At 71.7% G+C, this 22,353-nt stretch carries 23 protein-coding genes; 15 read left to right on the top strand and 8 right to left on the bottom strand.

All coding sequences use genetic code 11. From position 1 onward, the window contains the following. Positions 1-18 precede the first annotated feature (18 nt). Positions 19-1,299: a multidrug effflux MFS transporter gene (locus tag CCS38_RS28360; RefSeq protein ID WP_223736185.1), complete on the top strand. Its 1,281-nt coding sequence runs from the start codon at positions 19-21 to the stop codon at positions 1,297-1,299. 125 nt (positions 1,300-1,424) lie between these two features. Then, positions 1,425-2,438 carry a serine hydrolase domain-containing protein gene (locus CCS38_RS28355; protein WP_308050886.1) on the top strand — a complete coding sequence of 338 codons (1,014 nt, stop codon included), beginning with the start codon at positions 1,425-1,427 and terminating at the stop codon, positions 2,436-2,438. Here the strand turns inward: CCS38_RS28355 and CCS38_RS28350 are convergent. Next, positions 2,435-2,656, bottom strand: a complete 222-nt coding sequence (locus CCS38_RS28350) for a hypothetical protein (protein WP_223736183.1) — start codon at positions 2,654-2,656, stop codon at positions 2,435-2,437. The genes CCS38_RS28355 and CCS38_RS28350 overlap by 4 nt on opposite strands. A 72-nt stretch (positions 2,657-2,728) precedes the next feature. Between CCS38_RS28350 and map the strand changes: the two genes are divergently transcribed. Beyond that, positions 2,729-3,586, top strand: coding sequence for a type I methionyl aminopeptidase (gene map, locus CCS38_RS28345; RefSeq protein WP_030257015.1), 858 nt, complete (start codon positions 2,729-2,731; stop codon positions 3,584-3,586). 126 nt (positions 3,587-3,712) lie between these two features. Continuing rightward, positions 3,713-4,402: a biliverdin-producing heme oxygenase gene (locus CCS38_RS28340; protein ID WP_223736182.1), complete on the top strand. Its 690-nt coding sequence runs from the start codon at positions 3,713-3,715 to the stop codon at positions 4,400-4,402. An 11-nt stretch (positions 4,403-4,413) separates the two neighbouring features. On the opposite strand, the gene CCS38_RS28335 is transcribed toward CCS38_RS28340, so the two are convergent. Then, on the bottom strand, positions 4,414-5,133 hold the full coding sequence (locus CCS38_RS28335) for a PhzF family phenazine biosynthesis protein (protein ID WP_223736181.1): 720 nt from the start codon (positions 5,131-5,133) through the stop codon (positions 4,414-4,416). A 229-nt stretch (positions 5,134-5,362) separates the two neighbouring features. Between CCS38_RS28335 and efeO the strand changes: the two genes are divergently transcribed. From efeO to CCS38_RS28315, 4 genes are read left to right on the top strand one after another with little or no spacing between them, the layout of a single operon-like run. After that, positions 5,363-6,502: an iron uptake system protein EfeO gene (gene efeO, locus CCS38_RS28330; RefSeq protein WP_223736180.1), complete on the top strand. Its 1,140-nt coding sequence runs from the start codon at positions 5,363-5,365 to the stop codon at positions 6,500-6,502. A gap of 10 nt (positions 6,503-6,512) precedes the next feature. Then, complete coding sequence (gene efeB, locus CCS38_RS28325; protein ID WP_223736179.1) at positions 6,513-7,811, top strand: iron uptake transporter deferrochelatase/peroxidase subunit; 1,299 nt, start codon at positions 6,513-6,515, stop codon at positions 7,809-7,811. 38 nt (positions 7,812-7,849) lie between these two features. Then, the gene (gene efeU, locus CCS38_RS28320; protein WP_223736178.1) at positions 7,850-8,845 is read left to right on the top strand and encodes an iron uptake transporter permease EfeU; all 996 of its coding nucleotides are present in this window, start codon (positions 7,850-7,852) and stop codon (positions 8,843-8,845) included. Then, entirely contained in the window at positions 8,796-9,689 is an 894-nt protein-coding gene (locus CCS38_RS28315) for an SCO2278 family lipoprotein (protein WP_223736177.1), read from the top strand. Before efeU ends, CCS38_RS28315 begins: the two co-directional genes overlap by 50 nt. A gap of 22 nt (positions 9,690-9,711) precedes the next feature. On the opposite strand, the gene CCS38_RS28310 is transcribed toward CCS38_RS28315, so the two are convergent. The 5 genes from CCS38_RS28310 to CCS38_RS28290 all read right to left on the bottom strand — a co-directional run bounded on the left by CCS38_RS28310 (position 9,712) and on the right by CCS38_RS28290 (position 14,874). Continuing rightward, entirely contained in the window at positions 9,712-10,458 is a 747-nt protein-coding gene (locus CCS38_RS28310) for a bifunctional DNA primase/polymerase (RefSeq protein ID WP_223736176.1), read from the bottom strand. A gap of 153 nt (positions 10,459-10,611) precedes the next feature. Further along, on the bottom strand, positions 10,612-11,601 hold the full coding sequence (locus tag CCS38_RS28305) for a small ribosomal subunit Rsm22 family protein (protein ID WP_223736175.1): 990 nt from the start codon (positions 11,599-11,601) through the stop codon (positions 10,612-10,614). Between the two features lie 74 nt (positions 11,602-11,675). Continuing rightward, positions 11,676-12,332 (bottom strand): hypothetical protein, encoded by a 657-nt coding sequence (locus tag CCS38_RS28300; RefSeq protein ID WP_223736174.1) that lies wholly within the window; start codon positions 12,330-12,332, stop codon positions 11,676-11,678. Between the two features lie 98 nt (positions 12,333-12,430). Further along, the gene (locus CCS38_RS28295; protein WP_223736173.1) at positions 12,431-13,918 is read right to left on the bottom strand and encodes a sialate:H+ symport family MFS transporter; all 1,488 of its coding nucleotides are present in this window, start codon (positions 13,916-13,918) and stop codon (positions 12,431-12,433) included. Next, on the bottom strand, positions 13,915-14,874 hold the full coding sequence (locus CCS38_RS28290) for a dihydrodipicolinate synthase family protein (RefSeq protein ID WP_223736172.1): 960 nt from the start codon (positions 14,872-14,874) through the stop codon (positions 13,915-13,917). The genes CCS38_RS28295 and CCS38_RS28290 overlap by 4 nt, the downstream gene beginning before the upstream one ends. Before the next feature lie 147 nt (positions 14,875-15,021). On the opposite strand from CCS38_RS28290, the gene CCS38_RS28285 reads away from it, so the two are divergent. From CCS38_RS28285 to CCS38_RS28255, 7 genes are all read left to right on the top strand, one after another. Beyond that, positions 15,022-15,711: a FadR/GntR family transcriptional regulator gene (locus tag CCS38_RS28285; RefSeq protein WP_223736171.1), complete on the top strand. Its 690-nt coding sequence runs from the start codon at positions 15,022-15,024 to the stop codon at positions 15,709-15,711. 206 nt (positions 15,712-15,917) lie between these two features. After that, positions 15,918-17,021, top strand: coding sequence for a sialidase family protein (locus tag CCS38_RS28280; RefSeq protein ID WP_223736170.1), 1,104 nt, complete (start codon positions 15,918-15,920; stop codon positions 17,019-17,021). Continuing rightward, positions 17,018-18,370, top strand: a complete 1,353-nt coding sequence (locus CCS38_RS28275; protein ID WP_223736169.1) for an ABC transporter substrate-binding protein — start codon at positions 17,018-17,020, stop codon at positions 18,368-18,370. Before CCS38_RS28280 ends, CCS38_RS28275 begins: the two co-directional genes overlap by 4 nt. Further along, on the top strand, positions 18,367-19,284 hold the full coding sequence (locus tag CCS38_RS28270; protein WP_223736168.1) for a carbohydrate ABC transporter permease: 918 nt from the start codon (positions 18,367-18,369) through the stop codon (positions 19,282-19,284). The genes CCS38_RS28275 and CCS38_RS28270 overlap by 4 nt, the downstream gene beginning before the upstream one ends. Continuing rightward, positions 19,281-20,126: a carbohydrate ABC transporter permease gene (locus CCS38_RS28265; protein ID WP_223736167.1), complete on the top strand. Its 846-nt coding sequence runs from the start codon at positions 19,281-19,283 to the stop codon at positions 20,124-20,126. Before CCS38_RS28270 ends, CCS38_RS28265 begins: the two co-directional genes overlap by 4 nt. Before the next feature lie 84 nt (positions 20,127-20,210). After that, positions 20,211-20,951, top strand: a complete 741-nt coding sequence (npdG, locus tag CCS38_RS28260; RefSeq protein WP_223736166.1) for an NADPH-dependent F420 reductase — start codon at positions 20,211-20,213, stop codon at positions 20,949-20,951. 85 nt (positions 20,952-21,036) lie between these two features. Then, on the top strand, positions 21,037-21,279 hold the full coding sequence (locus CCS38_RS28255) for a hypothetical protein (protein WP_223736165.1): 243 nt from the start codon (positions 21,037-21,039) through the stop codon (positions 21,277-21,279). Between the two features lie 46 nt (positions 21,280-21,325). On the opposite strand, the gene CCS38_RS28250 is transcribed toward CCS38_RS28255, so the two are convergent. Next, complete coding sequence (locus CCS38_RS28250; protein ID WP_223736164.1) at positions 21,326-22,114, bottom strand: site-2 protease family protein; 789 nt, start codon at positions 22,112-22,114, stop codon at positions 21,326-21,328. Positions 22,115-22,353 lie beyond the last annotated feature (239 nt).

Genomic DNA, 22,353 nt, shown 5'->3' with positions numbered 1-22,353 from the left:
AGCAGCCCCCGTCCCCGAATATCCGCCCCGGTCGCAGGCCCCGCGCCGACCCCCGCGGCCCGCCGCACGAGCCTCCTCGTCACCCTCATCCTGGGCGGCCTCACCGCGGTCCCGCCGCTCTCCATGGACATGTACCTCCCGGCCCTGCCGGCGGTCACCCGGTCCCTGCACAGCCCCGCCGCCACCGTCCAGCTGACCCTCACCACCTGCCTCGCCGGCATGGCCCTCGGGCAGATGGTGGTCGGGCCGATGAGCGACAAGTGGGGGCGCCGCCGCCCGCTCCTCATCGGGATGGTGATCTACGTACTGGCGACCGCTCTGTGCGCGGTCGCCACCAACGCCGAGTTCCTGATCGCCGCCCGGCTCGTCCAGGGCCTCGCGGGAGCCGCCGGCATCGTCATCGCCCGGGCCGTGGTCCGCGACATGTACGACGGCGTGGCGATGGCCCGCTTCTTCTCCACCCTGATGCTCATATCCGGCGTCGCGCCGGTCGTCGCCCCGCTGATCGGCGGGCAGATCCTCCGGATCACCGACTGGCGCGGCGTCTTCGTCGTGCTCACCGTCATCGGCGTACTGCTCACCCTCGTCGTCTGGCGCAAGCTGGACGAGACCCTGCCGCCGGAGCGCCGGCACGCGGGCGGCCTCGGCGCCGCGCTGCGCACCATGCGCGGGCTGGTCGCCGACCGGGTCTTCTCCGGCTATCTGCTGGTCTCCGCCTTCGCCTTCGCCGCGCTCTTCGCGTACATCAGCGCCTCGCCGTTCGTGATCCAGGAGATCTACGGCGCCTCGGCGCAGACCTACAGCCTGCTCTTCGGCGTCAACTCCATCGGGCTGGTACTGCTGGGCCAGCTCAATGGAAAGGTGCTGGTCGGCCGGGTCTCGCTGGACAAGGTGCTGGGGGTCGGGCTGGGCCTGATCACGCTCGCGGCCGCCGCGCTGCTGCTGATGTCCACCGGCGTCTTCGGGCACGTCGGGCTCGCGCCGATGGCCGCCGGGCTGTTCGTTCTGATGGCCTCGATGGGCCTGGTCATGCCCACCACCAACACCCAGGCGCTGCTGCGCACCTCGCACGCGGCCGGGTCCGCTTCGGCGCTGCTGGGCACCTCCACGTTCCTGATGGGCGCCGTGGCCTCCCCGCTGGTGGGCATCGCGGGCGAGCGGACGGCCGTACCGATGGCCGTCGTACAGGGTTCCTGCGTACTTCTGGCGCTCGCGTGCTTCCTGGGACTGTGCCGTCCGTGGCAGCGTAGGGAGGAGTCCACGGAGGACGGCACGACCGGCGAAGGGAACCGGCTCTGAACGCACCCGCACCACTGCGCCACGGCACCCCCGCTCAGGCGGGGCTCGATCCGGCATGGACACGGCGGCTCGTCGCGGAGATCCGCGCGCTGCCCGAAGGGCCCGCGTCCTGCTGCGCGGGCGTCGTGGCGGTGGCCGGGCGCGGGTCGGTCGTCGCGGTCGAGGAGGCCGCGGGGTGGGCGCTGCGGTACGGGTCGTACGACGTGGCGCGCGGGCGCGGGATCCCGCTGGCGCGGGAGCGCTGGGAGCCGGTGCGGGCCGGCACGGTCTTCGACCTCGCGTCGCTGTCGAAGCTGTTCACGGCGATCGCGGTGCTGCAGCGGGTGGAGCGCGGGACGCTCGGGCTGGACGATCCGGTGGCCCGCCACCTGCCGGACTTCGCGCCCGCCGTAACGATCCGCCATCTGCTCACCCACACCTCGGGGCTGGCCGCCGAGCTGCCGCTGTACGACGGTTCCGCCGCCGGTGCGGAGAGCGACCGGCTCGGCCCGCTGTGGGCCGCGGCCGCGGCCGCCGTACCGGGCCCCTTCTGCTACTCCGACCTGGGCTTCATCGCCCTCCAGCGGCTGCTGGAGACGGTCGAGGGCGAGCGGCTCGACGTCCTCGTCCGGGACGGCATCACCGGCCCGCTCGGCATGATCAGCACCTCGTACGGGCCGCTGGCTCCGGCCGGGGTCGCCGCCACCGAGGCCGAGGTACTCCTCAAGGCCCGGCGGCGGTCCTGCGCGGGCGGCGTGGTCCGCGGCGAGGTGCACGACGAGAACGCCTACGCGCTGGGCGGGGTCGCCGGGCAGGCGGGGCTCTTCGCCACGGCACAGGACCTCGCGGTGCTGTGCCGGGCGCTGCTCACCGGGGGCGGGCCCGTGCTGCGCCCGGAGACGGTCGCGCTGATGCTCGCCCCGCCCGGCCTGGGCTTCCGCGTCGCGCAGCCCGGCTTCATGGGCGAACTGGCCGCGAACGGCGCCGCCGGGCACACCGGCTTCACGGGGACGAGCCTGGTGCTCGACCCCCGTACGGACACCTTCTTCGTACTGCTCACCAACGCGGTGCACCCGCGCCGGGGCGGCGAGCCGGTGCCCCGGGCACGGCTGGCGACGTACTTGGCGCGGGCGACCGCGGCCCGGCCCCCGGCGGCCTAGGAGCCGCTGCTCCCCTTGTCGGTCCAGCGGGAGTCGTTCTCCCACTCCACGTTCCGCTCGCGGGCGGTCTCCATCGCGTGCGCCGCCTCCTCGCGGCTCGCGTACGGTCCCATCCGGTCGGCCGCCCGGCACTCCGGGCCCTCCTCGACCCTGGCGTGCTTGAGGCAGTAGTACCACTCGCCGGGCTTCCCTGCCGTGCCCCGCCTGAACAGTGCCATCCCGGCCTCCTCCGCCTCGGGCCACTTGCCTGACGCCATCCTGCCCGATGGCTCGCGGATACACTCGCTGGCATGTCTGGCCAGTCTCTCCTTGTCCCGGGGACCATCTCCCCGCAGCGCCCCGTCCCCGCCTCCATCCCGCGCCCCGAGTACGTCGGCAAGGATGCGCCGACCCCGTATACGGGCCCCGAGGTGCAGGACGCCGACACCATCGAGCGGATGCGCATCGCGGGCCGGATCGCGGCCCAGGCGATGGAGGAGGCGGCCAAGCTCATCGAGCCGGGCGTGACCACCGATGAGCTGGACCGCGTCGCGCACGAGTACATGTGCGACCACGGCGCCTATCCCTCCACGCTCGGCTACCGCGGCTTCCCCAAGTCGCTCTGCTCCTCGCTCAACGAGGTCATCTGCCACGGGATCCCGGACTCCACCGTCCTGCAGGACGGCGACATCGTGAACCTCGACGTCACCGCGTACATCCACGGCGTGCACGGCGACAACAACGCCACCTACCTCTGCGGCAACGTCGACGAGGAGTCCAAGCTCCTGGTCGAGCGGACCCGCGAGTCGCTGAACCGCGCCATCAAGGCCGTGAAGCCGGGCCGGCAGATCAACATCATCGGCCGGGTCATCGAGTCCTACGCCAAGCGCTTCGGCTACGGCGTCGTCCGCGACTTCACCGGGCACGGCGTGAACACGTCCTTCCACTCCGGCCTGATCGTGCCGCACTACGACAGCCCGCACCACACGACCGAGATCAAGCCCGGCATGACCTTCACGATCGAGCCGATGCTGACGCTGGGGACGTACGAGTACGACATGTGGGAGGACGGCTGGACGGTGGTGACGAAGGACCGCAAGCGCACCGCGCAGTTCGAGCACACCCTCGTCGTCACGGAGACCGGTGCGGAGATCCTGACGCTTCCCTGAGTGCTTCCCGGGCGCGTACGCGGGTAGGCTTTTACCGACAGGCTGTCGGGAACTGATTGACTTAGGTAAGCCTAAGTTGCCACAATCGGTTCCCGGCCGCTACCGCTCGGTCCCTGGAGGCCCGCCTTGGACGCGCACAGCCCCGCTCTCCCCACGCCGTTCTCCGCGCTGATCCGGACGGCGTCGCATGAGGCGCACACCGAGGTGCAGCACACCTCCTTCATGGACGACATGCTCGGCGGCCGCCTCGGCGTCGCCGCCTACCGCCGCTACACCGAGCAGCTGTGGTTCGTCTACCGCGCCCTGGAGGGCAGCGCCGAAGCCCTCGCTCAGGACCCGGTCGCGGGCCCCTTCATACGGCCCGAGCTGACCCGCCTCCCCGAGCTGGAGCGCGATCTCGCGCACCTGGCGGGGGCGGAATGGCGCGACGCGATCCGGCCGCTGCCCGCCACGGAGGTGTACGCGGCGCGGATCGCCGAGTGCGCCCGCGAGTGGCCGGCGGGGTACGTCGCCCACCACTACACCCGCTATCTCGGCGACCTCTCCGGCGGCCAGATAGTCCGCGGCACGGCCGAGAAAGCCTGGGGCTTCGCACGCAAGGGCGACGGCGTCCGCTTCTACGTCTTCGAGGACATCGGCAATCCCGCCGCCTTCAAGCGCGAGTACCGCGCGCTCCTGGACGCGCTGCCCGCGGACGACCTGGAGAAGCAGCGGGTGGTCGAGGAGTGCAGGCGTGCGTACGCGCTGAACGTCGCGGTGCTGGGTGAACTGACCGAAGAGTTCGCCGGGGACGGCCGCAGCCCCTTGAGCGCCTGAGCGCGTACGGCCTAGCCGAGCTGCCGTACCTCGACCGGCGCGACCCGGCCCCCGAGGTCGATCCATCCGGTGCAAGCACCGGCTCCACCGGAGCGGCTGACGCCGCGCTCATCGATGTGCGGCCGCGTGAGGATCTGCGAGCCGCGCCCCTGTCGGATGTCCAGCGCACGGCCCAGCGCGTGCGTGAGCTGCAGGGCCGCGGCGCCCGTCGCCTCGTCCTCGACGATGTCGTCGCCGCGGCGCGGGAAGCCCCGGGCTCGTACCCGCCCGGCCGTCTCGTCCTCCCACGCCCACGCGTACAGCCAGCCCTCGCCCGGTGGCGGTGCGGGCAGGGCGTCCACCTCCGCGGCAGAGGCGTACTGGTGCGGCGTGCGGCCCGTCGCCCACTCCGCGTGCCCTCGTATCCAGGTGAACTCCCCGTCGTGACGCACGGGCACCTCACCGGCCCGCGGCCGCAGTACGTCCACCGGCTCCCCGAAGTGCCGCAGCAGCCAGGCCGTGCCGACCAGCGGGTGGCCGGCGAACGCCAGGCGGGCCGTGGGCGTGTAGATGTCGACCGCGCCGCGGCCGGCGTCGTCGATGAACACCGTCTCGCTGAAGCCCAGTTCACGGGCGAGTGCCTGCCGTTCCTCGGGTCCGGGGAACGCGGCGCCGTCCGGTACGACACCGAGGGGGTTTCCACTGTTGTCGGCCGGGCCGCAGAACACCCGCAGTACATGAAGATCCGTCATGACGGCATTGAACACCGGTGATAGATCAACAGGGCTGCGGGGTCTTACCTTGGCCGGCGTATTGCCATGTCATTGCCGGGCATTTGGCAGTCCGTTATGGGGTCGTATCCGGTGAGAGGGGGATCACTGGACGGGCGGGAGGGAATCAGGTAAGCCTCGGTTAAGTTAGGCACGCCTTAGTTCGAGGCGGGTCGTCCGCCATAGCTGTCCGAAGAAGCCTGGAGCCCGTATGCGAGCCCTCCGCTCCGCAACCGCCGCCGCGATCACCGTCGCCGCCGCCCTGACCGCCGCCGCGTGCACGGCCAAGAGCGAGCCGGGGGGTGACGCCGGGAAAGCCGGCGCCGTGCAGGTGACCGCGTCCGACGACGCGTGCGAGGTGTCGAAGAAGGAGCTCCCGGCCGGGCACGTGCAGCTCGCTGTCGAGAACAAGGGCAGCAAGGTCACCGAGGTGTACGTCTACGCGCCCGGCGACCGCATCGTCACCGAGCGGGAGAACATCGGCCCGGGCACCAGGGCCGCCATTACCGCCGAGGTGAAGGCCGGTTCGTACGAGATCGCCTGCAAGCCCGGCATGAAGGGCGACGGCATCCGGCAGAAGATCACGGTGAGCGGGAAGGGCGCCGCCGTGAAGCGGAACCCGAAGCTGGACGCGGCGGTGGCCGACTACCGCAAGTACGTGCAGCAGCAGGCCGACGAGACGCTGCCGAAGGCGAAGGAGTTCGCCGAGGCCGTCAAGAGCGGCGACCTGGAGGCCGCGAAGAAGGCGTACGCGCCGTCCCGCATCGGCTGGGAGCGCACCGAGCCGGTCGCCGAGTCCTTCGGCGACATCGACCCCAAGGTCGACGTCCGCGAGGACGGCCTGGAGGACGGCCAGAAGTGGACCGGCTGGCACAAGCTGGAGCAGTCCCTGTGGGAGAAGAAGAAGATCTCCGGGGACGACAAGAAGCTCGCCGACCGGCTGATCAAGGACCTCGAGGACTGGCAGCAGCGGGTCGGCAAGGCGGAGATCACCCCCACCAGCATGGCCAACGGTGCCAAGGAGCTGCTGGACGAGGTCTACACCGGCAAGGTCACCGGTGAGGAGGAGCGCTACAGCCACACCGACCTGGTCGACTTCCAGGCCAACGTCGAGGGTGCGCAGAAGGCGTACGAGCTGCTGAAGCCGGTCGCGAAGAAGAACGACCCGGCGCTGGCCGAGGAGCTGGACAAGCAGTTCGAGGCCATCGGCAAGCAGCTGGACGAGTACCGCGAGGGGGACGGCTTCGTCGCGTACGACACCGTCTCCAAGGGTGACCGCAAGGACCTGTCCGACGGCGTCAGCGCGCTGGCCGAGCCGCTGTCGAAGCTCGCCGCCGCCGTCGCCGAGTAGGAGAAGTCCCATGGCAGCACCGGAATCCGAAGAGTCCGCAAGGGCCGCGGAGGACGCGCCCGCGAGTACCCCTTCCCGCCGCGCGCTGATCGGCTGGGGCGGTGCCGGGCTCGCGCTCGGCGCGGTCGCGGCCGGTGGCACAGCGGCGGCGCTGGCCGCCGGTGACGACCCCGCGCCGGCCGGCGCCGCCGGCGCCGCCGTGCCCTTCCACGGCGCGCACCAGGCCGGTATCGCCACCGCCGTCCAGGACCGCCTGCACTTCGCCGCGTTCGACGTCACGACGGAGGACCGCGAAGAGCTGATCGGCCTGCTGAAGGAGTGGACGGCTGCCGCCGCGAGGATGACGGCGGGGCGGCCGGTCGGCGAGGGCGCGGTCGGCGGGCTCGCCGAGGCGCCCCCGGACGACACCGGCGAGGCGCTGGACCTCAAGCCCTCCCGGCTCACCCTGACCTTCGGCGTCGGTCCCACCCTCTTCGAGAAGAAGGGCGAGGACCGCTTCGGGATCAGGGACCGGCGGCCCGAGGCGCTGATCGACCTGCCCAAGTTCCCCGGCGACAACCTGGAGGCGGCCCGCAGCGGCGGCGACCTGTGCGTCCAGGCGTGCGCCGATGACCCGCAGGTCGCCGTGCACGCGATCCGCAACCTCGCCCGCATCGGCTTCGGCAAGGTCGCGGTGCGCTGGTCGCAGCTGGGCTTCGGGAAGACCTCCTCCACGACGCCGGACGCGCACACCCCGCGCAACATGTTCGGCTTCAAGGACGGCACCCGGAACATCGCGGGAACGGACACCGCGGCGCTCGACAAGCACGTGTGGGTGGGGGAGCGGGACGAAAAGGGGGCCGGCGGCTGGATGGCCGGCGGCTCGTACCTCGTCGCGCGCCGCATCCGGATGCACATCGAGACCTGGGACCGCACCTCGCTCAAGGAGCAGGAGGACGTCTTCGGGCGCAGCAAGGGTGAGGGCGCCCCGGTCGGCCGCCGCAAGGAGTTCGACGCGCCGCACCTGAAGTCGATGCTGCCGACCGCCCACGTACGGCTGGCACACCCCGACACCAACGGCGGCGTCCGCATCCTGCGCCGCGGTTATTCCTTCACCGACGGCACGGACGGCCTGGGCCGGCTGGACGCGGGGCTGTTCTTCCTCGCGTACCAGCGGGACGTACGGGACGGCTTCGTGCCGCTGCAGAAGAACCTGGCGCGCCATGACGCGCTCAACGAATACATCCAGCACGTGGGTTCGGCCGTGTTCGCCGTCCCGCCGGGCGTCCGGGACAAGGACGACTGGTGGGGCCGGGCGCTGTTCGCCTGACTTCCGCCGGAAATGCTCGGAAAGGAGAGGGAACCGACGTGTTCGGTAACTATCTGATCGGCTTGCGCGAAGGGCTCGAAGCCAGTCTCGTCGTCTGCATCCTCATCGCCTACCTGGTCAAGACCGACCGCCGGGACGCGCTCAAGCCCATCTGGCTCGGCATCTCCGTCGCCGTGCTGCTCGCGCTCGGCTTCGGCTGCGTGCTCCAATTCGGCTCGCAGACGCTGACGTTCGAGGCGCAGGAGGCGCTCGGCGGCTCGCTGTCGATCATCGCGGTGGGGCTGGTGACGTGGATGGTCTTCTGGATGCGGCGCACCGCGCGGCACCTGAAGGCCGAGCTGCACGGCAAGCTGGACGCGGCGCTCGCGATGGGCACCACCGCACTCGTCCTCACCGCCTTCCTCGCGGTGGGCCGCGAGGGCCTGGAGACCGCGCTGTTCGTCTGGGCGGCCGTCCAGGCGAGTTCGGACGGTACGCCCCGGCCGCTCATCGGCGTGCTGCTCGGCCTGCTCACCGCCGTGCTGCTGGGCTGGCTGTTCTACCGCGGCGCCGTGAAGATCAACCTCGCGAAGTTCTTCACCTGGACCGGCGGAATGCTCGTCGTGGTCGCCGCCGGCGTCCTCGCGTACGGCGTCCACGACCTCCAGGAGGCCCGCTTCCTCCCGGGCCTGGCCGACAAGGCGTTCGACATCAGCGAGCAGGTCCCGGCGGACAGTTGGTACGGCACGCTGCTGAAGGGTGTCTTCAACTTCCAGCCCGATCCCACAGTTGTCCAGCTCGTGGTCTGGTGCCTCTACCTGATCCCCACGCTCCTCCTCTTCTTCGCCCCCGGTAGGGTGGCGCAGAATCGAGCCACCCCGGCGGCCGCAGAGTCCGCCCCGGTTGCCCAGAAGGAGCCCGAGCCCCATGACACGCAGGTCGCCGTTCCGGGTGCCCGTCGCGATGATGACCGCGAGCGCGGCACTGCTGACCCTGAGCGGGTGCATGACGGTGCACGGCGAGCGGGAGAAGATCCCGGCAACGTCGAAGGCTGAGGCCGGCAAGGTCCTGAAGCAGTTCGTTGCCGGGTACAACAAGGCCAACACGACCTTGGACCCGGCGGTGAACGCCACGTACGAGACCGGCGCGCTGCACGACATCGACGAGGCCATCACCAAGGGCGGCCGCCAGGTCAGCCCGAACGGCAACCCGGACTGGGACCCCCTGGAGCTGCGCGACGCGCGGTTCGCGATCCCCAAGCAGGCGGGCTGGCCGAAGTTCTTCGTCGCCGACACGCTCAGCAACCGCAACAACGGCCACTGGTTCCTCGCCTTCACCCGCAACGGGCCCAGCGAGAAGTGGAAGGCCGCCTACCTGCTGCTGCTGGACGAGGACGAGGTGCCGGAGTTCGCCACCGACGCGGACGGTTACGCCAAGCCGGTACCGGCCAAGGGCTCCGACCTGACGGTCGACCCGGGCCGGCTGGCGAAGGCGTACGCCAAGTACCTCAAGACCGGCGAGGGCAGCACCTTCGCGCCGGGCCCGGACACCGACCGCTGGCGCGCGCAGCGGGAGGCCGCGGCCAAGCGGCCGGGCCAGCACACCGAGACCGTGGACGAGCCGTACAAGGCCCCGGCGATGGCGCTGCGCACGAAGGACGGCGGCGCGCTGGCCTTCTTCGCGACGTACCACTTCCAGCACCGGACGCTGCCCGCCGGCCACACCTTCTCGCTCAAGCCGGCCCTGGAGGCGGTGCGCAAGGGGCCGCTGAAGAAGGCCAACAAGATGACCTTCACGACCGTGTCCGAGCAGGTCGTGAAGGTACCGGCCAAGGACGCCGGCGGCAGCGTGGTCTTCCTCGACCGGCAGGGCCGGACGACGGAGGCGAAGGCCGACTAGGACGCGTCTGCCGGATCGGCGGTCAGCGGCCGATCGGCCAGGCCGCCGACTCGTGCTCGTGGTCCTCGCGGGCGTACACGGCGCAGGCGTCGGTCAGCGCCTCCAGGAGGGAGAGCGGGTCCGGCAGCGGGCGCTCCGGGCCGCGCAGCCAGGTCACGGGGGGCTGCTCGCCGGGCAGCCGGGAGGGCGGCAGCAGGACGTAGCTGCCGCGGCAGTGCCAGCGCAGCCCGGGGTGCTCGTCCATGGTCTCGGGGTGGCAGTCCAGCTCGCAGGGCCACCACTCGTCCTCGTCGTCCGGGGTGCCGCGGGTGGCCGTGAAGAACAGCATCCGGCCCTCGCGGGGCCCGGCGCCGCTCAGTACGACCGGGCCGACCTCCACGCCCTCGGACTCCAGCCGCGCCAGCGCGCTGCGGCCCGCTTCGAGGGGCACGTCCAGCACGTCGTGGGCGATGCCGGTGGCGGTGACGAAATTGGCCTGCGGGTGTTTGCGCAGCCACTGCGTGACCTTCTCGCGGTCGGTCGTGGCGACGGTCTGCCAGCCGAACGAGACGGGGTGCCGGCCGGGCGTCGGACAGCCGATGCGCTCACAGGAACAGCCGTAGCCGGAGGGATGCGCCGCCGGGGCCAGCGGGAAACCCGCGTCGGCCGCTGCCAGCAGCAGGTCCTCGCGGCCGCCCTGGGCCGCGGATGATCCCGTGTCCGTATCGACGCCGTCCGAACCGCTCCTCGGCCGGCGCAGCCACTGGGAGAACCTGCTCTTGCGTTCCATCTATCCCCTCACTTCGAGCGGTGGTCTGGGATCAATGCTGCCACCATCCTCCTCCCTGGGTGACCGGAGCGGGGATTCGGGGTGTACGGGACGCGTTGTACGGGGGGCGCATCAGGCGCTCACAAGGGGCGCGGACCCAGGCCGGCGAGCGCCCTACTCCTCGCCCGTCCGCTTCCTCGCCGGCTGCTCCTCGCCCGGCACCGTGCCGCCCCAGGAGGCGTCCCGCGCGGCGCGGTAGACGGCACCCTGCCGCTTGGTGACCGTACGGCGCTGCAGGCCGTCCTCCGCCGTGCACACGTCCAGCAGCACCTGGCCCTTGCGCAGCAGCGGCTTGCGCACGATGCGGGCCGGGGCCGGGCGGGCCTCGACGCGGGTCGCCGCGACATACGCGTACTTCTCGTCCTCGTACGGCAGCGAGCCGCCCTTCACCTGGCGGTGCAGCGAGGAGCGGTTCACCCGGGCCGCGAAATGGCACCAGTCCTCGCCCGGGACGATCGGGCAGGCCGCGCTGTGCGGGCACGGCGCGACGACCCGCAGCCCCGCGGCCACGAGCCGGTCGCGGGCCGCGCGGATGCGCGCGTACCCGTCGGGGGTACCCGGCTCGATCAGTACGGCCGTGCGCGCCCGGGCCGCCGCCGTGACGACCGCCTCCCGGTCGGCGCCGGTCAGCTCGCCGAGCACGTACGAGACGGTGACCAGGTCGGTGTCCTCGGGGACGGTCAGCCCTTCGCCGATCACCTGGCGCTGCCAGCGGGTGCCGGGGAGCGTGCCGGCGGCCAGCTCGCGGCCGAGCGCGAGGGCCGGCTCCGCCCAGTCCAGCACGGTCGTGCGCAGTTCCGGCCAGACATCGGCCGCGGCCCAGGCGGCGGCGCCCGTGCCGCCGCCGATGTCGAGGTGCGTGGCCGGCTGCCAGTCCGGCAGCCGCTCGCCGGCCGCGGCCAGCGCGGACCGTACGGCTTCGAACGTCGCGGGCATCCTGTACGCGGCGTACGCGGCGACGTCGGCGCGGTCCCTGAGCACCGGAGCGTCCGTCGGCGTGCGCCCGCGGTAATTGGCGATCAGCCGCTCGACGGCGGCCGTGGCCTGCTTGGGCGGCAGCCCGTCGAGGACCCCGGCCAGGGCCCCGCGCAGTTCTTCGTGCATTCGAGCAATTCTACGGGGCGGCGCCGGGAGCCCGGCCGCGTCCGGACCCGGCCGCCGCCCCGCCGCGGCAGGCGTCACCAGCGCGGCGGCGGGGGCGCCGTCAGCTGGTCGGCGAGGCGGGACAGCCGGTCGCGGAACCGCCGGTGGCGGCGCGGCGCGGGCAGGCTGTTCTCGCCCGCCGCCGCGCTGACCAGGTGCTGCACGGTGTCCAGATCCAGATCGGCGGCGGGCGGCTCGGCGATCTCGGCCACCTCGGCCGCCGCCGGCTCCGGCACAGCCGCCCCCGGCACCGTCAGCGCATCGTGCGCCAGCGCCCCCAGATCCCGGTCGCCCGCGTCCAGCGCCAGCACCGTCGCGCCGTTCCGCCGGGCGTCGTGCACCCGCTCCAGGAGCCCGGCCCCCGGCGCGTCCGGCGCCACGACCAGCAGCGTCTCGCCCCGCCGCGCCGTCTCCAGCCGCCCGAGGCCCACCGAGAGGTGCGCCGGGACGCCCAGCGGGACGCGGTGCCGCACCAGCGTCGGGGAGAGCTCCGGCAGGCCCGACCACGCGGCCTCGTCGTCGAGGTGCGCCGCCAGGTGCCACGGCTCGTACTCCGCGCTGCCGACCAGCAGCAGCCCGCCGCCGTGCGGCGCCACGGAAGCCCGCAGCGACCCCGCGAAGCGGCGGGTGGCCTGGATCCATTCGGTACCGGCGAGGACTTCGCGCAACAGCGCGACGCGTACGGCATCCATGGCCCCGCATCCTGCCGCGGTCCGCGCGCCCCCGGAGCACCCTTCGAACGCCGTCACTCGTACGAGTAACTGCTGTTCGGCGGGGTGTCGCGGACCGCCTACGCCCCCTGCTGCACGCGCGCGGCCGGTCCCGCGCCCGCCACCGCGGACTCCTCGGCGGCCAGGTGGTCACGGGGCGCGTCCGGGTCGAGCAGCCGGTTCAGCCGGGCCGGCACGTCGAAGCCCACCAGCAGCACGACCAGGACGGTACCGGCGAAGGTGAGCAGCGCCAGCGAGCTGCCCAGCGACCGGCCCTCGGCCAGGGTCGCGCCCAGTACCGGCGCCACCGCGCCGCCCAGCGCCCCCACGTTGTACGTGAAGCCCAGGCTCGCGGCCCGGCTCTCGGTCGGGAAATGGCCGCCGATGTACCGCGGCAGCAGCCCCGAGATGCCGAAGCTGAGCGCTTGCAGGACGAACAGCAGGACGCCGAGGACCAGCAGGTTGTCGCCCGCGGCGAAGACCGGGAAGACGAAGACCAGCGAGGCGAGCAGGGTGAATGCGTACGCCTTCTGTGCGCCGATCCAGTCGCCGATGAAGCCCGCCAGCCAGCAGCCGGCCATGGTGCCGAAGCCGGCGAAGAACAGGACGTTCGTGACCTGGCCGGGGGAGTAGTGCAGCTCGGTCTTCAGATACGTCGGCAGCAGCGCCTGGATCGGCCAGGTGTAGAGGAAGGCGACGAAGACCGTCACGATCAGCGACAGATACAGCAGCCAGCCGCGGCGGCCGCCGAGCTGGACGGCGAGCGCGGCCAGGGTGACGCCGGAGAGGACGGAGAGCACCGGGACGGCGCCCGCGCCGACCGGTGTGAAGACGCCGAAGAGGGCGAGCGTCGCGACGACCGTCAGCACGGTGTTGACCGTGGCGCGGAGCGGGGTCGAGAACAGCGGCCGGAACGGATTTGGCTTCGTCTCCCGCTCGGCGACCGTCGCGCTCCACTCCTCGGCCTCCGGCAGCGCCCGCCGCACCCACAGCGCGACCACGATCGGCAGCAGGCCGATGTAGAACATCCAGCGCCAGCCGAGCGCCGGCACGACCCACTTGTAGCACTCGGCGGCCAGCACCGAGCCCATCGAGAAGCCGGAGATCAGGAAGCCGCTGGCCCGGCCGCGGACCCGGGCCGGCCAGCTCTCCAGCACGTACGTGGCGCTCGCGCTGTACTCGCCGGCCATGCCCATGCCGATCAGCAGCCGGGCCACGAAGAGGCTGGTGAAGTCCCAGGCGAAGCCGCAGGCGAAGGTGCCGAGCGAGTACAGAAGGATGCTCGCCACCATCGACGCCTTGCGGCCGAAGCGGTCGCCGAGGGCGCCGAGGACCGCGCCGCCCAGCCAGCGGGTGATGAACGCGCCGGAGATCAGGCTCGCGCCCTGCACCGTGCTCAGCTCGAACTCGGCGCTGATCTCCGTCAGCACCAGGGTGATCAGTACGAAATCGAAGCCGTCGAGGACGTAGCCGATCCAGGCGGCGAAGAACGACTTCCACTGGGTCGGGCTCACCTCCCGGTACCAGGGGAGGGCGGCCTTGCGCGCCGGGCGCGCGGCGCCGGTCAACGGACCGGCTCCAGGCCCGCGGCGGTCAGGTGCCGGGCGACATCGGCCACGGACTCCGGGCCCAGCGGGAGCTGCGGCGCCGCGGTGGCCGGATGGGCGATGACGCCGAGCAGGTGCAGCGCGGCCTTGAAGGAGCCCAGCGCCGAGGAGCTGCGGCCCATCTCCGCCTCCGGGCCCGCGTCGACCATGCCGAAGAGCGCGACCAGCCGCTCCTGCTCGGCCGCTGCCGCCGCCCAGTCGCCCGCGCGGCAGGCGTTGTACAGCCGGACGTACGCGGCCGGGTCGACGTTGCCGATGCCCGGGACCACGCCGTCCACGCCGGCGAGCAGCGCCGCGTCCACGGTCAGCTCGGAGCCGGTGAGGACCGCGAAGTCGGGGGCGGGCCCGGAACGACGGCCGTCCCTGCCGCCCAGCTCGACGATCAGGCGGCGCAGCCCGCCCTCGTCGCCGCTGCTGTCCTTGAGCCCGGCCAGCGTGCCGTCCTCGGCCAGCTCCCGCACCAGCCCGGGGGTGAGTTTGCTGTGCACGGAGACCGGGATGTCGTACGCGAAGAGCGGCAGGTCCACGGCGGCCCGGAGCGCGCGGAAGTGCCCGGCGATCTCCTTCGGGTGCGTACGGGTGTAGAAGGGCGCGGTGGCCACGAGCGCGTCGGCGCCCAGCTTCCGCGCGGTGCGGGCGTGGTCGAGCACCCGGGCGGTGGTGGTGTCGATGACGCCCGCCAGCACCGGCACCCGGCCGTCCGCCGCCTTGATCACGGCCTCCAGGGCCGTGGCCCGCTGCGCGTCGGTGAGGTAGGCGACCTCGCTGGTGGAGCCGAGCGCGAAGAGGCCGTGCACCCCGCCGTCGACCAGGTGCTCCACCAGCCGTCCGAGCGAGCCGGTGTCGACCTCGCCGTGCGGATCGAGGGGGGTGCAGACCGGCGGTACGACGCCGTGCAGCGGGGTGGGCAGTGCCATGACGGGCTCCCGGGCGGCCAGAGGTTGGATGTGGGACATGGGATGTCCTATGTCTGGGTCACAATAGACCCGGCCCGGAGCGGTCGGTCAAGAGGTCGCCGGGCCGGATCACCCGGATCCACCCCGGCGAGACGGAGAGGCAGACACATGGCGCGCGGCACGATGTCCGAGGACGTCCAGGCGCAGATCAAGCGGCTCATCCTGCGGCGGAAGCTGGTGCCCGGCGACCCGCTGCCCACCGAGGCCGAGCTGGTCGAGCTGCTCGACGTCAGCCGCAACTCCGTCCGCGAGGCGCTCAAGGCGCTGCAGGCCATGCGCATCGTCGAGATCCGGCACGGCTTCGGCACCTACGTCGGGACGCTCACCCTGGACCCCTTCGTGGAGGGCGTCGCCTTCCGCGCCGCGGTCCGCCACCACCAGGGCGAGGCCAGTCTGTACGAGCTGATGGAGGTCCGCGAGGCGCTGGAGGCCGGGCTCGTCGGGTCGGTCGCGCGCAACCTGCCGGCGGACGACCTGGCCGTACTGCGCGGCCTGGTCGACCGGATGGAGAAGGAGGCGGCGGCCGGCCGGGTGGAGAGCGGCACCGACCGCGCCTTCCATCTCGCGCTGTACCGCTCGCTCGGCAATCACCTGCTCAGCGAGGTGCTGGACGCCTTCTGGGACGCGCTGCGCCGGGTCCGCAAGGACCTGGACGACAGCCGTTCGGACCCGGAGGTGACGTGGCGTCAGCACGCGGAGATCGTCACCGCGCTGGAGACGGGCGACGGCGACCGCGCGGTCGAGGCGATGCACCGGCACTTCGACGGGATCCGGGAGCGGCAGAAGGGAGCCGTGTAACGGGTCAGGAGGAGGCAGGCTCCAGGAAGCCCGCCACAGCCTGTCCCCTTGCGTACGACCGCAGTTCACCCACCGTTCCCTTCCCTGTGGCATTCGCGCGAGGCGGGCGACACGGGTCATGTCGGGTGCCTTGACGCCCCGTTGGGCGCTCCCTATGGTCACCGCAGGACAAGGGACGTCCTACGTCTGGTCGTTAGGGGCTGCCCGTGGCGTACGAGACCTCGCAACCCTTCCGCGCCGGGACCGGCGGCTACGCCAGTTACCGCATCCCGGCCGCGGTCGTGACCCGGGCCGGCACCCTGCTGGCCTTCGTCGAGGGCCGTGTCGCCTCGGCGTCCGATACCGGCGACATCGACCTGGTCCTGCGGCGCTCCACCGACGGCGGCCGTACCTGGGGCCCGCTGACCGTCGTCGACCGCAACGGCACCGGCACGGCCGGCAACCCGGCCCCCGTCGTCCTGCACACCGGCCCGCACGCCGGCCGCACGGTGGTGGTCCATGTCCGCAACGCGGGCAGCGCCACCGAGAGCGCCATCCGGCGCGGCGAGGTGTCCGCCGCCGACGGCCGCCGCGTCTGGATCCAGCACAGCGACGACGACGGCCTGACCTGGAGCGCGCCCCGCGAGATCACCTCGCAGACCAAACGGGCGAACTGGCGGTGGTACGCCACCACCCCCGGCCACGCCCTCCAGCTCCGCGACGGGCCGTACGCCGGCCGGCTCGTCGTCCCCGCCAACCACTCGATCGCCCCCACCGTCCCCGGCGACACCGGCGCCGAGGGCCGCTACGACGGCGGTCACGGGCTCCTCAGCGACGACTCCGGCGCCACCTGGCGGATCGGCTACACCGACTCCAACCCCAACGGCTACATCAACACCAACGAGACCACCGCCGCAGAACTCCCCGACGGCCGTCTCTACTTCAACGCCCGCAACGACTCCGACGCGCCCGGCACCCGCGTCGACGCCTACTCCGCCGACGGCGGCACCCGCCTGGAAAAACCGTTCCGCTCCCAGGCCGGCCTCGCCGCGCCGGTCGTGCAGGGCAGCGTGCTCCACCTCGGCACCCCGGACGTGCTGCTCTTCTCCGCCCCCGCCGACCGGGAATCCCGCGCCCTGATGACCGTACGCGCCAGCCGCGACCACGGCCTGACCTGGTACGACGCGCACACCGTCAGCGGTCTCCCGGCCGCCTACTCCGACCTCGTACGGACCGACCCCGACACCGTCGGACTGCTCTACGAAACCGGCGACTTCAGCGCCTACTCAACGATCACCTTCCGCCGCATCCCCGTGGAGGAGCTGGCATGAGGACGTACGACACGAGTTTTCCGGGCGGCGCGCGCCGCAGATCCGTGCTGGGCGGGGCCGCGGCGGTGGCCGCCGGCTTCGCGCTGGCCGGGTGCGGTGGCGGCGGTGAGGACGAGAAGGCCGCGCCCAAGGAGCGCAAGAAGGGACAGAAGGTCACGCTGACTTTCTGGTCCTGGGTGCCGGGCATCGACAAGCCCGTCGACCTGTGGAACAGCGAGCACCCCGAGGTCCAGGTCAAGGTCGAGAAGGTGTCGGCGGTCAATGGCGCCCAGTACGCCAAGATGCACGCCGCGATCAAGGCGGGCAATCCGCCGGACCTCGCCCAGATCGAGTTCCCCGTCGTGCCGAGCTTTCTGCTGGACAACGGGCTGCTGGACCTGACCACCGTCGGCGGCGAGCGGTACAAGAACAAGTTCGTGGGCTGGCAGTGGCAGCAGTCCGTCTTCGGCAAGGGCGTGTACGCCATCCCGCAGGCGTCCGGTCCGATGGGGCTCTTCATCCGCCAGGACCTCTTCGACAAGTGGGACATCGAACCGCCCGCCACCTGGGACGAGTACGAGGCCGCGGCCAGGAAGATCCGCAAGAAGGGGGCCTGGATCGAGACCTTCGCGCCCACCAACGGCAACCGCTTCGCGGGGTACGCCTGGCAGGCCGGCGCCAAGTGGTACGCCGCCGAGGGCGACAACTGGACCGTCGCCATCGACGACGAACCCACCCGCAAGGTCGCCGACTACTGGGAGGCGCTGGTCAAGCAGAAGCTGGTCAAGACCATCCCGGACCGGCAGAACGCCTGGTACAAGGACATCCAGACCGGCGACATCCCCGCCTGGCTCGGCGCCAGCTGGGGCGACGCGCTGCTGGTCGGCAACGCTCCGGACACCAAGGGGAAGTGGCGCGCCGTACCGCTGCCGCAGTGGACGAAGGGCGCGAACGCGCAGGCCAACTGGGGCGGCTCGACCACCGCGGTGTTCGCCGGGGCCACGTACCCCAAGGACGCCCTCGACTTCGCCGTCTGGCTCAACACCGACCCCGAAGCGATCAAGCTGCTCATCGAGGGCGGTTACGGGTTCCCCAGCGCGAAGGCCGGTTACAAGACCAGCGACCTGGACGTCCACAAGGACTTCTTCGGCGGCCAGGCGTACAGCCAGGTCTTCCGGGAGGCCGGTGACCACGTGGACACCAGCTGGCAGTGGGGCCCCGGCGTCGACACCCTCTACCAGCGCCTGGGCGATGCCTTCACCGAGGCGCTGAGCAGCGGCGAATCCTTCCGCTCGGTGCTGAAGAAGGTCCAGGCGCAGACCGTGAGCGACCTCAAGGGCAAGGGCCTGAAGGTGGAGAGCGGCGGGTGAGACGGCCGACCCGTACGGAAGCCCGTAACGCGCGCGCCGCCGCGGGCTTCCTGCTGCCCTTCCTCGCCCTGTTCCTGCTCTGCTTCATCGCGCCCATCGGCTACGCGATCTGGCAGAGCCTGCACAAGACCGAGCGCACCGGGCCGCTCGGCCTCGGCGGTGCGGAGCGCGAGGTCTTCGCCGGGCTGGCCAACTACAGCCAGGCGCTCGCGGACGACCGTTTTCTCTCCGGCTTCGGCCGGGTGCTGCTCTTCGGTGCCGTACAGATCCCACTCATGATCATCCTGGCGACCGTCCTCGCGCTGCTCCTGGAGAGCGCGAGCGCCCGCTGGGTGACGTTCTTCCGCAGCGCGTTCTTCCTGCCGTACGGCGTGCCCGGCGTGATCGCCTCGATCCTGTGGGGCTTCCTCTACGTCCCCGGGATCAGCCCGCTGGTGAAGATGGCCCAGGAGGTCGGCTGGGACGTGGACTTCCTCTCCCGCGGCACGGTCCTGTGGTCCATCGCCAACATCGTGACCTGGCAGTTCACCGGCTACAACATGCTCGTCCTGATCTCCCAGCTCAAAGCCGTACCGCAGGAGCTGTACGAGGCGGCGCGCATCGACGGCGCGAACGCGCGCCAGGTCGCCCTGCACATCAAGATCCCGCTCATCCGCCCGGCCCTCGTCCTGACCTGCGTCTTCTCCATCATCGGCACGCTCCAGCTGTTCGCCGAGCCGATGGTGCTGCGGCCGCTCGCCTCCTCCATCGACTCCGGCTACACGCCCAACCTGCACGCGTACAGCGAGGCGTTCGTCGGCAACAACCAGCACCTCGCGGCCGCCGAGGCGGTCCTGCTGGCGCTGGTCGCCTGCGTCCTGTCGTTCGGCTTCCTGCGGCTGGTCGGGCAGCGGGGGAAGGAGGACGGCCGGTGACCCCCGTACAGCTCCGCTACCGCATCATCACCTGCACCCTGCTGACCGTCGCCGCGGTCTACTTCCTCGTACCGGTGTACTGGCTCGTGGTCTCCGCCACGAAGAGCAGCGGCGACCTCTTCGGCAGCTTCGGCTTCTGGTTCGCGAACCCGCGTCCGCTCCAGTACCTCGGCGACGTGCTGACGTACGACAACGGCATCTACGTCCGCTGGTTCGCCAACTCCCTGCTGTACGCGGGCGTCGGCGCGCTCGCCGCGACGCTGCTCTCCGCGGCGGCCGGCTACGCACTCGCCAAATTCCCCTTCCCGGGCCGCGAAGGCATCTTCAACGTGATCCTGGCAGGCGTGCTGATCCCGGGTACGGCCCTCGCCCTGCCCCTCTACTTCCTCTTCAGCGGCTTCGGGATGTCCAACACCTACTGGTCCGTGCTGATCCCCAGCGTGGTCAGCCCCTTCGGCGTCTACCTGTGCCGGATCTACGCGGCCGCCGCCGTGCCCGACTCGCTGCTGGAGGCGGCGCGGATCGACGGCGCGGGGGAGTGGCGGATCTTCTCCGGCCTCGGGCTGCGGCTGATGATCCCCGCGCTGGTCACCGTCTTCCTCTTCCAGTTCGTGCACATCTGGAACAACTATTTCCTGCCGCTGGTGATGCTCTCCGACTCCGACCTGTACCCGATCCAGCTGGGCCTGACGTCCTGGACCGGTTACGCGGACCGGCAGCCGGAGCTGTACCAGTACACCGTCGGCGGCGCGTTCCTCTCCGTACTGCCGCTGATGATCCTGATGACCGTGCTCCAGCGGTACTGGCGTACGGGGCTCACCGAGGGCAGCGTGAAGGCGTGATCAGCGGAGAGGGCGTCGGTCCGTGATCACCGGCACGTCGTGCCCGGCTGCCCGGGCCGGGCGCGGCGTGCCAGTATCGCTGGCATGACTACTCCTGACGATGCGCAGCCCACGACACCCGTGAACGTCGCGACCGAAGCCAAGAAGGCGCTCAAGCGGGACCCTTGGGACCTCCCGGATGTGGCCGGACTGGTCGTCGGCGTGCTCGGCGGCACCGGTGACCAGGGCCGCGGCCTGGCGTACCGATTCGCCCGGGCGGGCCAGAAGGTGATCATCGGCTCGCGCGCGGCCGAGCGGGCGCAGGCCGCGGCCGACGAGCTCGGCCACGGCGTCGAGGGTGCGGACAACGCCGAGTGCGCGCGCCGCTCGGACGTGGTGATCGTCGCGGTGCCGTGGGAGGGTCACGCCAAGACGCTGGAGTCGCTGCGCACGGAGCTGGCCGGCAAGCTCGTCATCGACTGCGTGAACCCGCTCGGCTTCGACAAGAGGGGCGCCTACGCGCTGAAGCCCGAGGAGGGCAGCGCCGCCGAGCAGGCCGCCGCGCTGCTCCCGGAGTCGCGCGTCACGGCCGCCTTCCACCACCTCTCGGCGGTGCTCCTCCAGGACCCGTCGGTCGAGAAGATCGACACGGACGTGATGGTGCTGGGCGAGAAGCGGGCCGACACGGACGTGGTGCAGGCGCTGGCCGGCCGCATCTCCGGCATGCGCGGCGTCTTCGCCGGCCGGCTGCGCAACGCGCACCAGGTCGAGTCCCTGGTCGCCAACCTGATCTCCACCAACCGGCGGTACAAGGCACACGCGGGGCTGCGCCTCACGGACGTGTGAGCGACGGGCCGGAGTCGGGCGGAGCCGGGCATGGGGGACACTGGAGGGGACCGCGTACGCAGTACCCCGACAGGAGCCCCGTCCCATGCCCGCCCTGCCCCCGTCCGGCCCGGCCCGGCGCCTCGCCGTCTTCGCCCTCGTCGTCTGCGTCCTGGCGGTCGTCGCGGCCGTCGTTTCCTTCGCGGCGGGCAACCTCATCGGTATCGCGTGGGTCCTGGTGGCCGGCGTCTCCAGCAACATGGCGTGGTTCTACCTGCGCCGGGCCAAGCTGGAGCGGGCCGCGGCCGCGGAGCAGCAGGCCGAGGCCCCCGAGGGCTCGGCCCGCTAGAGCCCCGGAGGGCTCGGCCCACTAGAGCCCCGGAGGGCTCGACCGGCTAGAACATCTGCGGCTCGCCCTGCCAGAAGCGGAAGAACTCCTGGCCGAGGTAGGTGTCGAGCTGGGAGACGCCCAGCACCTGCAGGATGGCGTCCACCGCCTCGAAGAACGCCTGGTTCACCCCCGGCGCCCACAGCAGCCCGAAGACCGCGAGCAGGCCGAACGGCGCGAACGGCTCCACCTGCCGCCGCAGCTTGTACGGCAGCCACGGCTCCAGCACGCCGTACCCGTCCAGTCCCGGCACCGGGACGAAGTTCAGGATCGCGGCCGTGACCTGCAGCAGTGCCAGGAACGCGAGCGCGTACCGGAACGGCTGCGGCACACCGTCCATCGCGCCCAGCCAGAACGGCGCGGTGACCACGGCAGCGAACAGGATGTTCGTCAGCGGGCCCGCCGCGGAGATCAGGCTGTGCCGCCAGCGGCCCCTGATCCGGCCGCGCTCGATGAACACCGCGCCGCCCGGCAGCCCGATCCCGCCCATGATCACGAAGATCACCGGCAGCACGATGCTGAGCAGCGCGTGGGTGTACTTCAGCGGGTTGAGTGTCAGATAGCCCTTCGCGCCGATCGAGATGTCGCCGCTGTGCAGCGCCGTACGGGCGTGTGCGTACTCGTGCAGGCAGAGCGAGACGATCCACCCCGAGACCACGAACAGGAACACGGCGACGCCCGTGTTCGTGGCGAGCCTGTCCGTCCACACGTACCAGCCCGATGCCGCCATGACGGCGACGAGCGCGAGAAAGACGGGACTGACGCGCCGGTCCGCGCGCTGTACTGCGGTGGTCATCGTGCGGTGCTCCTGAGGGGTGGGCGGGTCCTGCGGGGCGGTCGTGCGCGGAGGGGCCGGTGATGTCGGTGGCGGGCGGCGGATCGTACAACGGAAAACGAGGAGCGGTATCCCGGGGTTCCAGGCAGTCTGGATCCGTAGTGGCTACGGGTTCGTGGTGGCGATGGGTTCGGTGCTGGCGACGGATTCGTAGTGGTGACGGATCCGTAGTAGCGGCCGGGCGGCCGACGGGGCGGGGC

The sequence above is a fragment of the Streptomyces purpurogeneiscleroticus genome, assembly GCF_020024005.1.
GTDB classification, from domain to species: Bacteria; Actinomycetota; Actinomycetes; order Streptomycetales; family Streptomycetaceae; genus Streptomyces; species Streptomyces purpurogeneiscleroticus.
This window is presented reverse-complemented; position numbering and strand designations above follow the sequence as displayed.

Excerpts from the sequence above, each read along its gene's own strand:
- CCS38_RS28350 (WP_223736183.1), bottom strand. The coding sequence starts at position 2,656 with ATGGCACTGTTCAGGCGGGGCACGGCAGGGAAGCCCGGCGAGTGGTAC.
- map (WP_030257015.1), top strand. The coding sequence starts at position 2,729 with ATGTCTGGCCAGTCTCTCCTTGTCCCGGGGACCATCTCCCCGCAGCGC.
- CCS38_RS28335 (WP_223736181.1), bottom strand. The coding sequence starts at position 5,133 with ATGACGGATCTTCATGTACTGCGGGTGTTCTGCGGCCCGGCCGACAAC.
- efeO (WP_223736180.1), top strand. The coding sequence starts at position 5,363 with ATGCGAGCCCTCCGCTCCGCAACCGCCGCCGCGATCACCGTCGCCGCC.
- efeB (WP_223736179.1), top strand. The coding sequence starts at position 6,513 with ATGGCAGCACCGGAATCCGAAGAGTCCGCAAGGGCCGCGGAGGACGCG.
- CCS38_RS28315 (WP_223736177.1), top strand. The coding sequence starts at position 8,796 with ATGACGGTGCACGGCGAGCGGGAGAAGATCCCGGCAACGTCGAAGGCT.
- CCS38_RS28310 (WP_223736176.1), bottom strand. The coding sequence starts at position 10,458 with ATGGAACGCAAGAGCAGGTTCTCCCAGTGGCTGCGCCGGCCGAGGAGC.
- CCS38_RS28305 (WP_223736175.1), bottom strand. The coding sequence starts at position 11,601 with ATGCACGAAGAACTGCGCGGGGCCCTGGCCGGGGTCCTCGACGGGCTG.
- CCS38_RS28300 (WP_223736174.1), bottom strand. The coding sequence starts at position 12,332 with ATGGATGCCGTACGCGTCGCGCTGTTGCGCGAAGTCCTCGCCGGTACC.
- CCS38_RS28290 (WP_223736172.1), bottom strand. The coding sequence starts at position 14,874 with ATGGCACTGCCCACCCCGCTGCACGGCGTCGTACCGCCGGTCTGCACC.
- CCS38_RS28285 (WP_223736171.1), top strand. The coding sequence starts at position 15,022 with ATGGCGCGCGGCACGATGTCCGAGGACGTCCAGGCGCAGATCAAGCGG.
- CCS38_RS28275 (WP_223736169.1), top strand. The coding sequence starts at position 17,018 with ATGAGGACGTACGACACGAGTTTTCCGGGCGGCGCGCGCCGCAGATCC.
- npdG (WP_223736166.1), top strand. The coding sequence starts at position 20,211 with ATGACTACTCCTGACGATGCGCAGCCCACGACACCCGTGAACGTCGCG.
- CCS38_RS28255 (WP_223736165.1), top strand. The coding sequence starts at position 21,037 with ATGCCCGCCCTGCCCCCGTCCGGCCCGGCCCGGCGCCTCGCCGTCTTC.
- CCS38_RS28250 (WP_223736164.1), bottom strand. The coding sequence starts at position 22,114 with ATGACCACCGCAGTACAGCGCGCGGACCGGCGCGTCAGTCCCGTCTTT.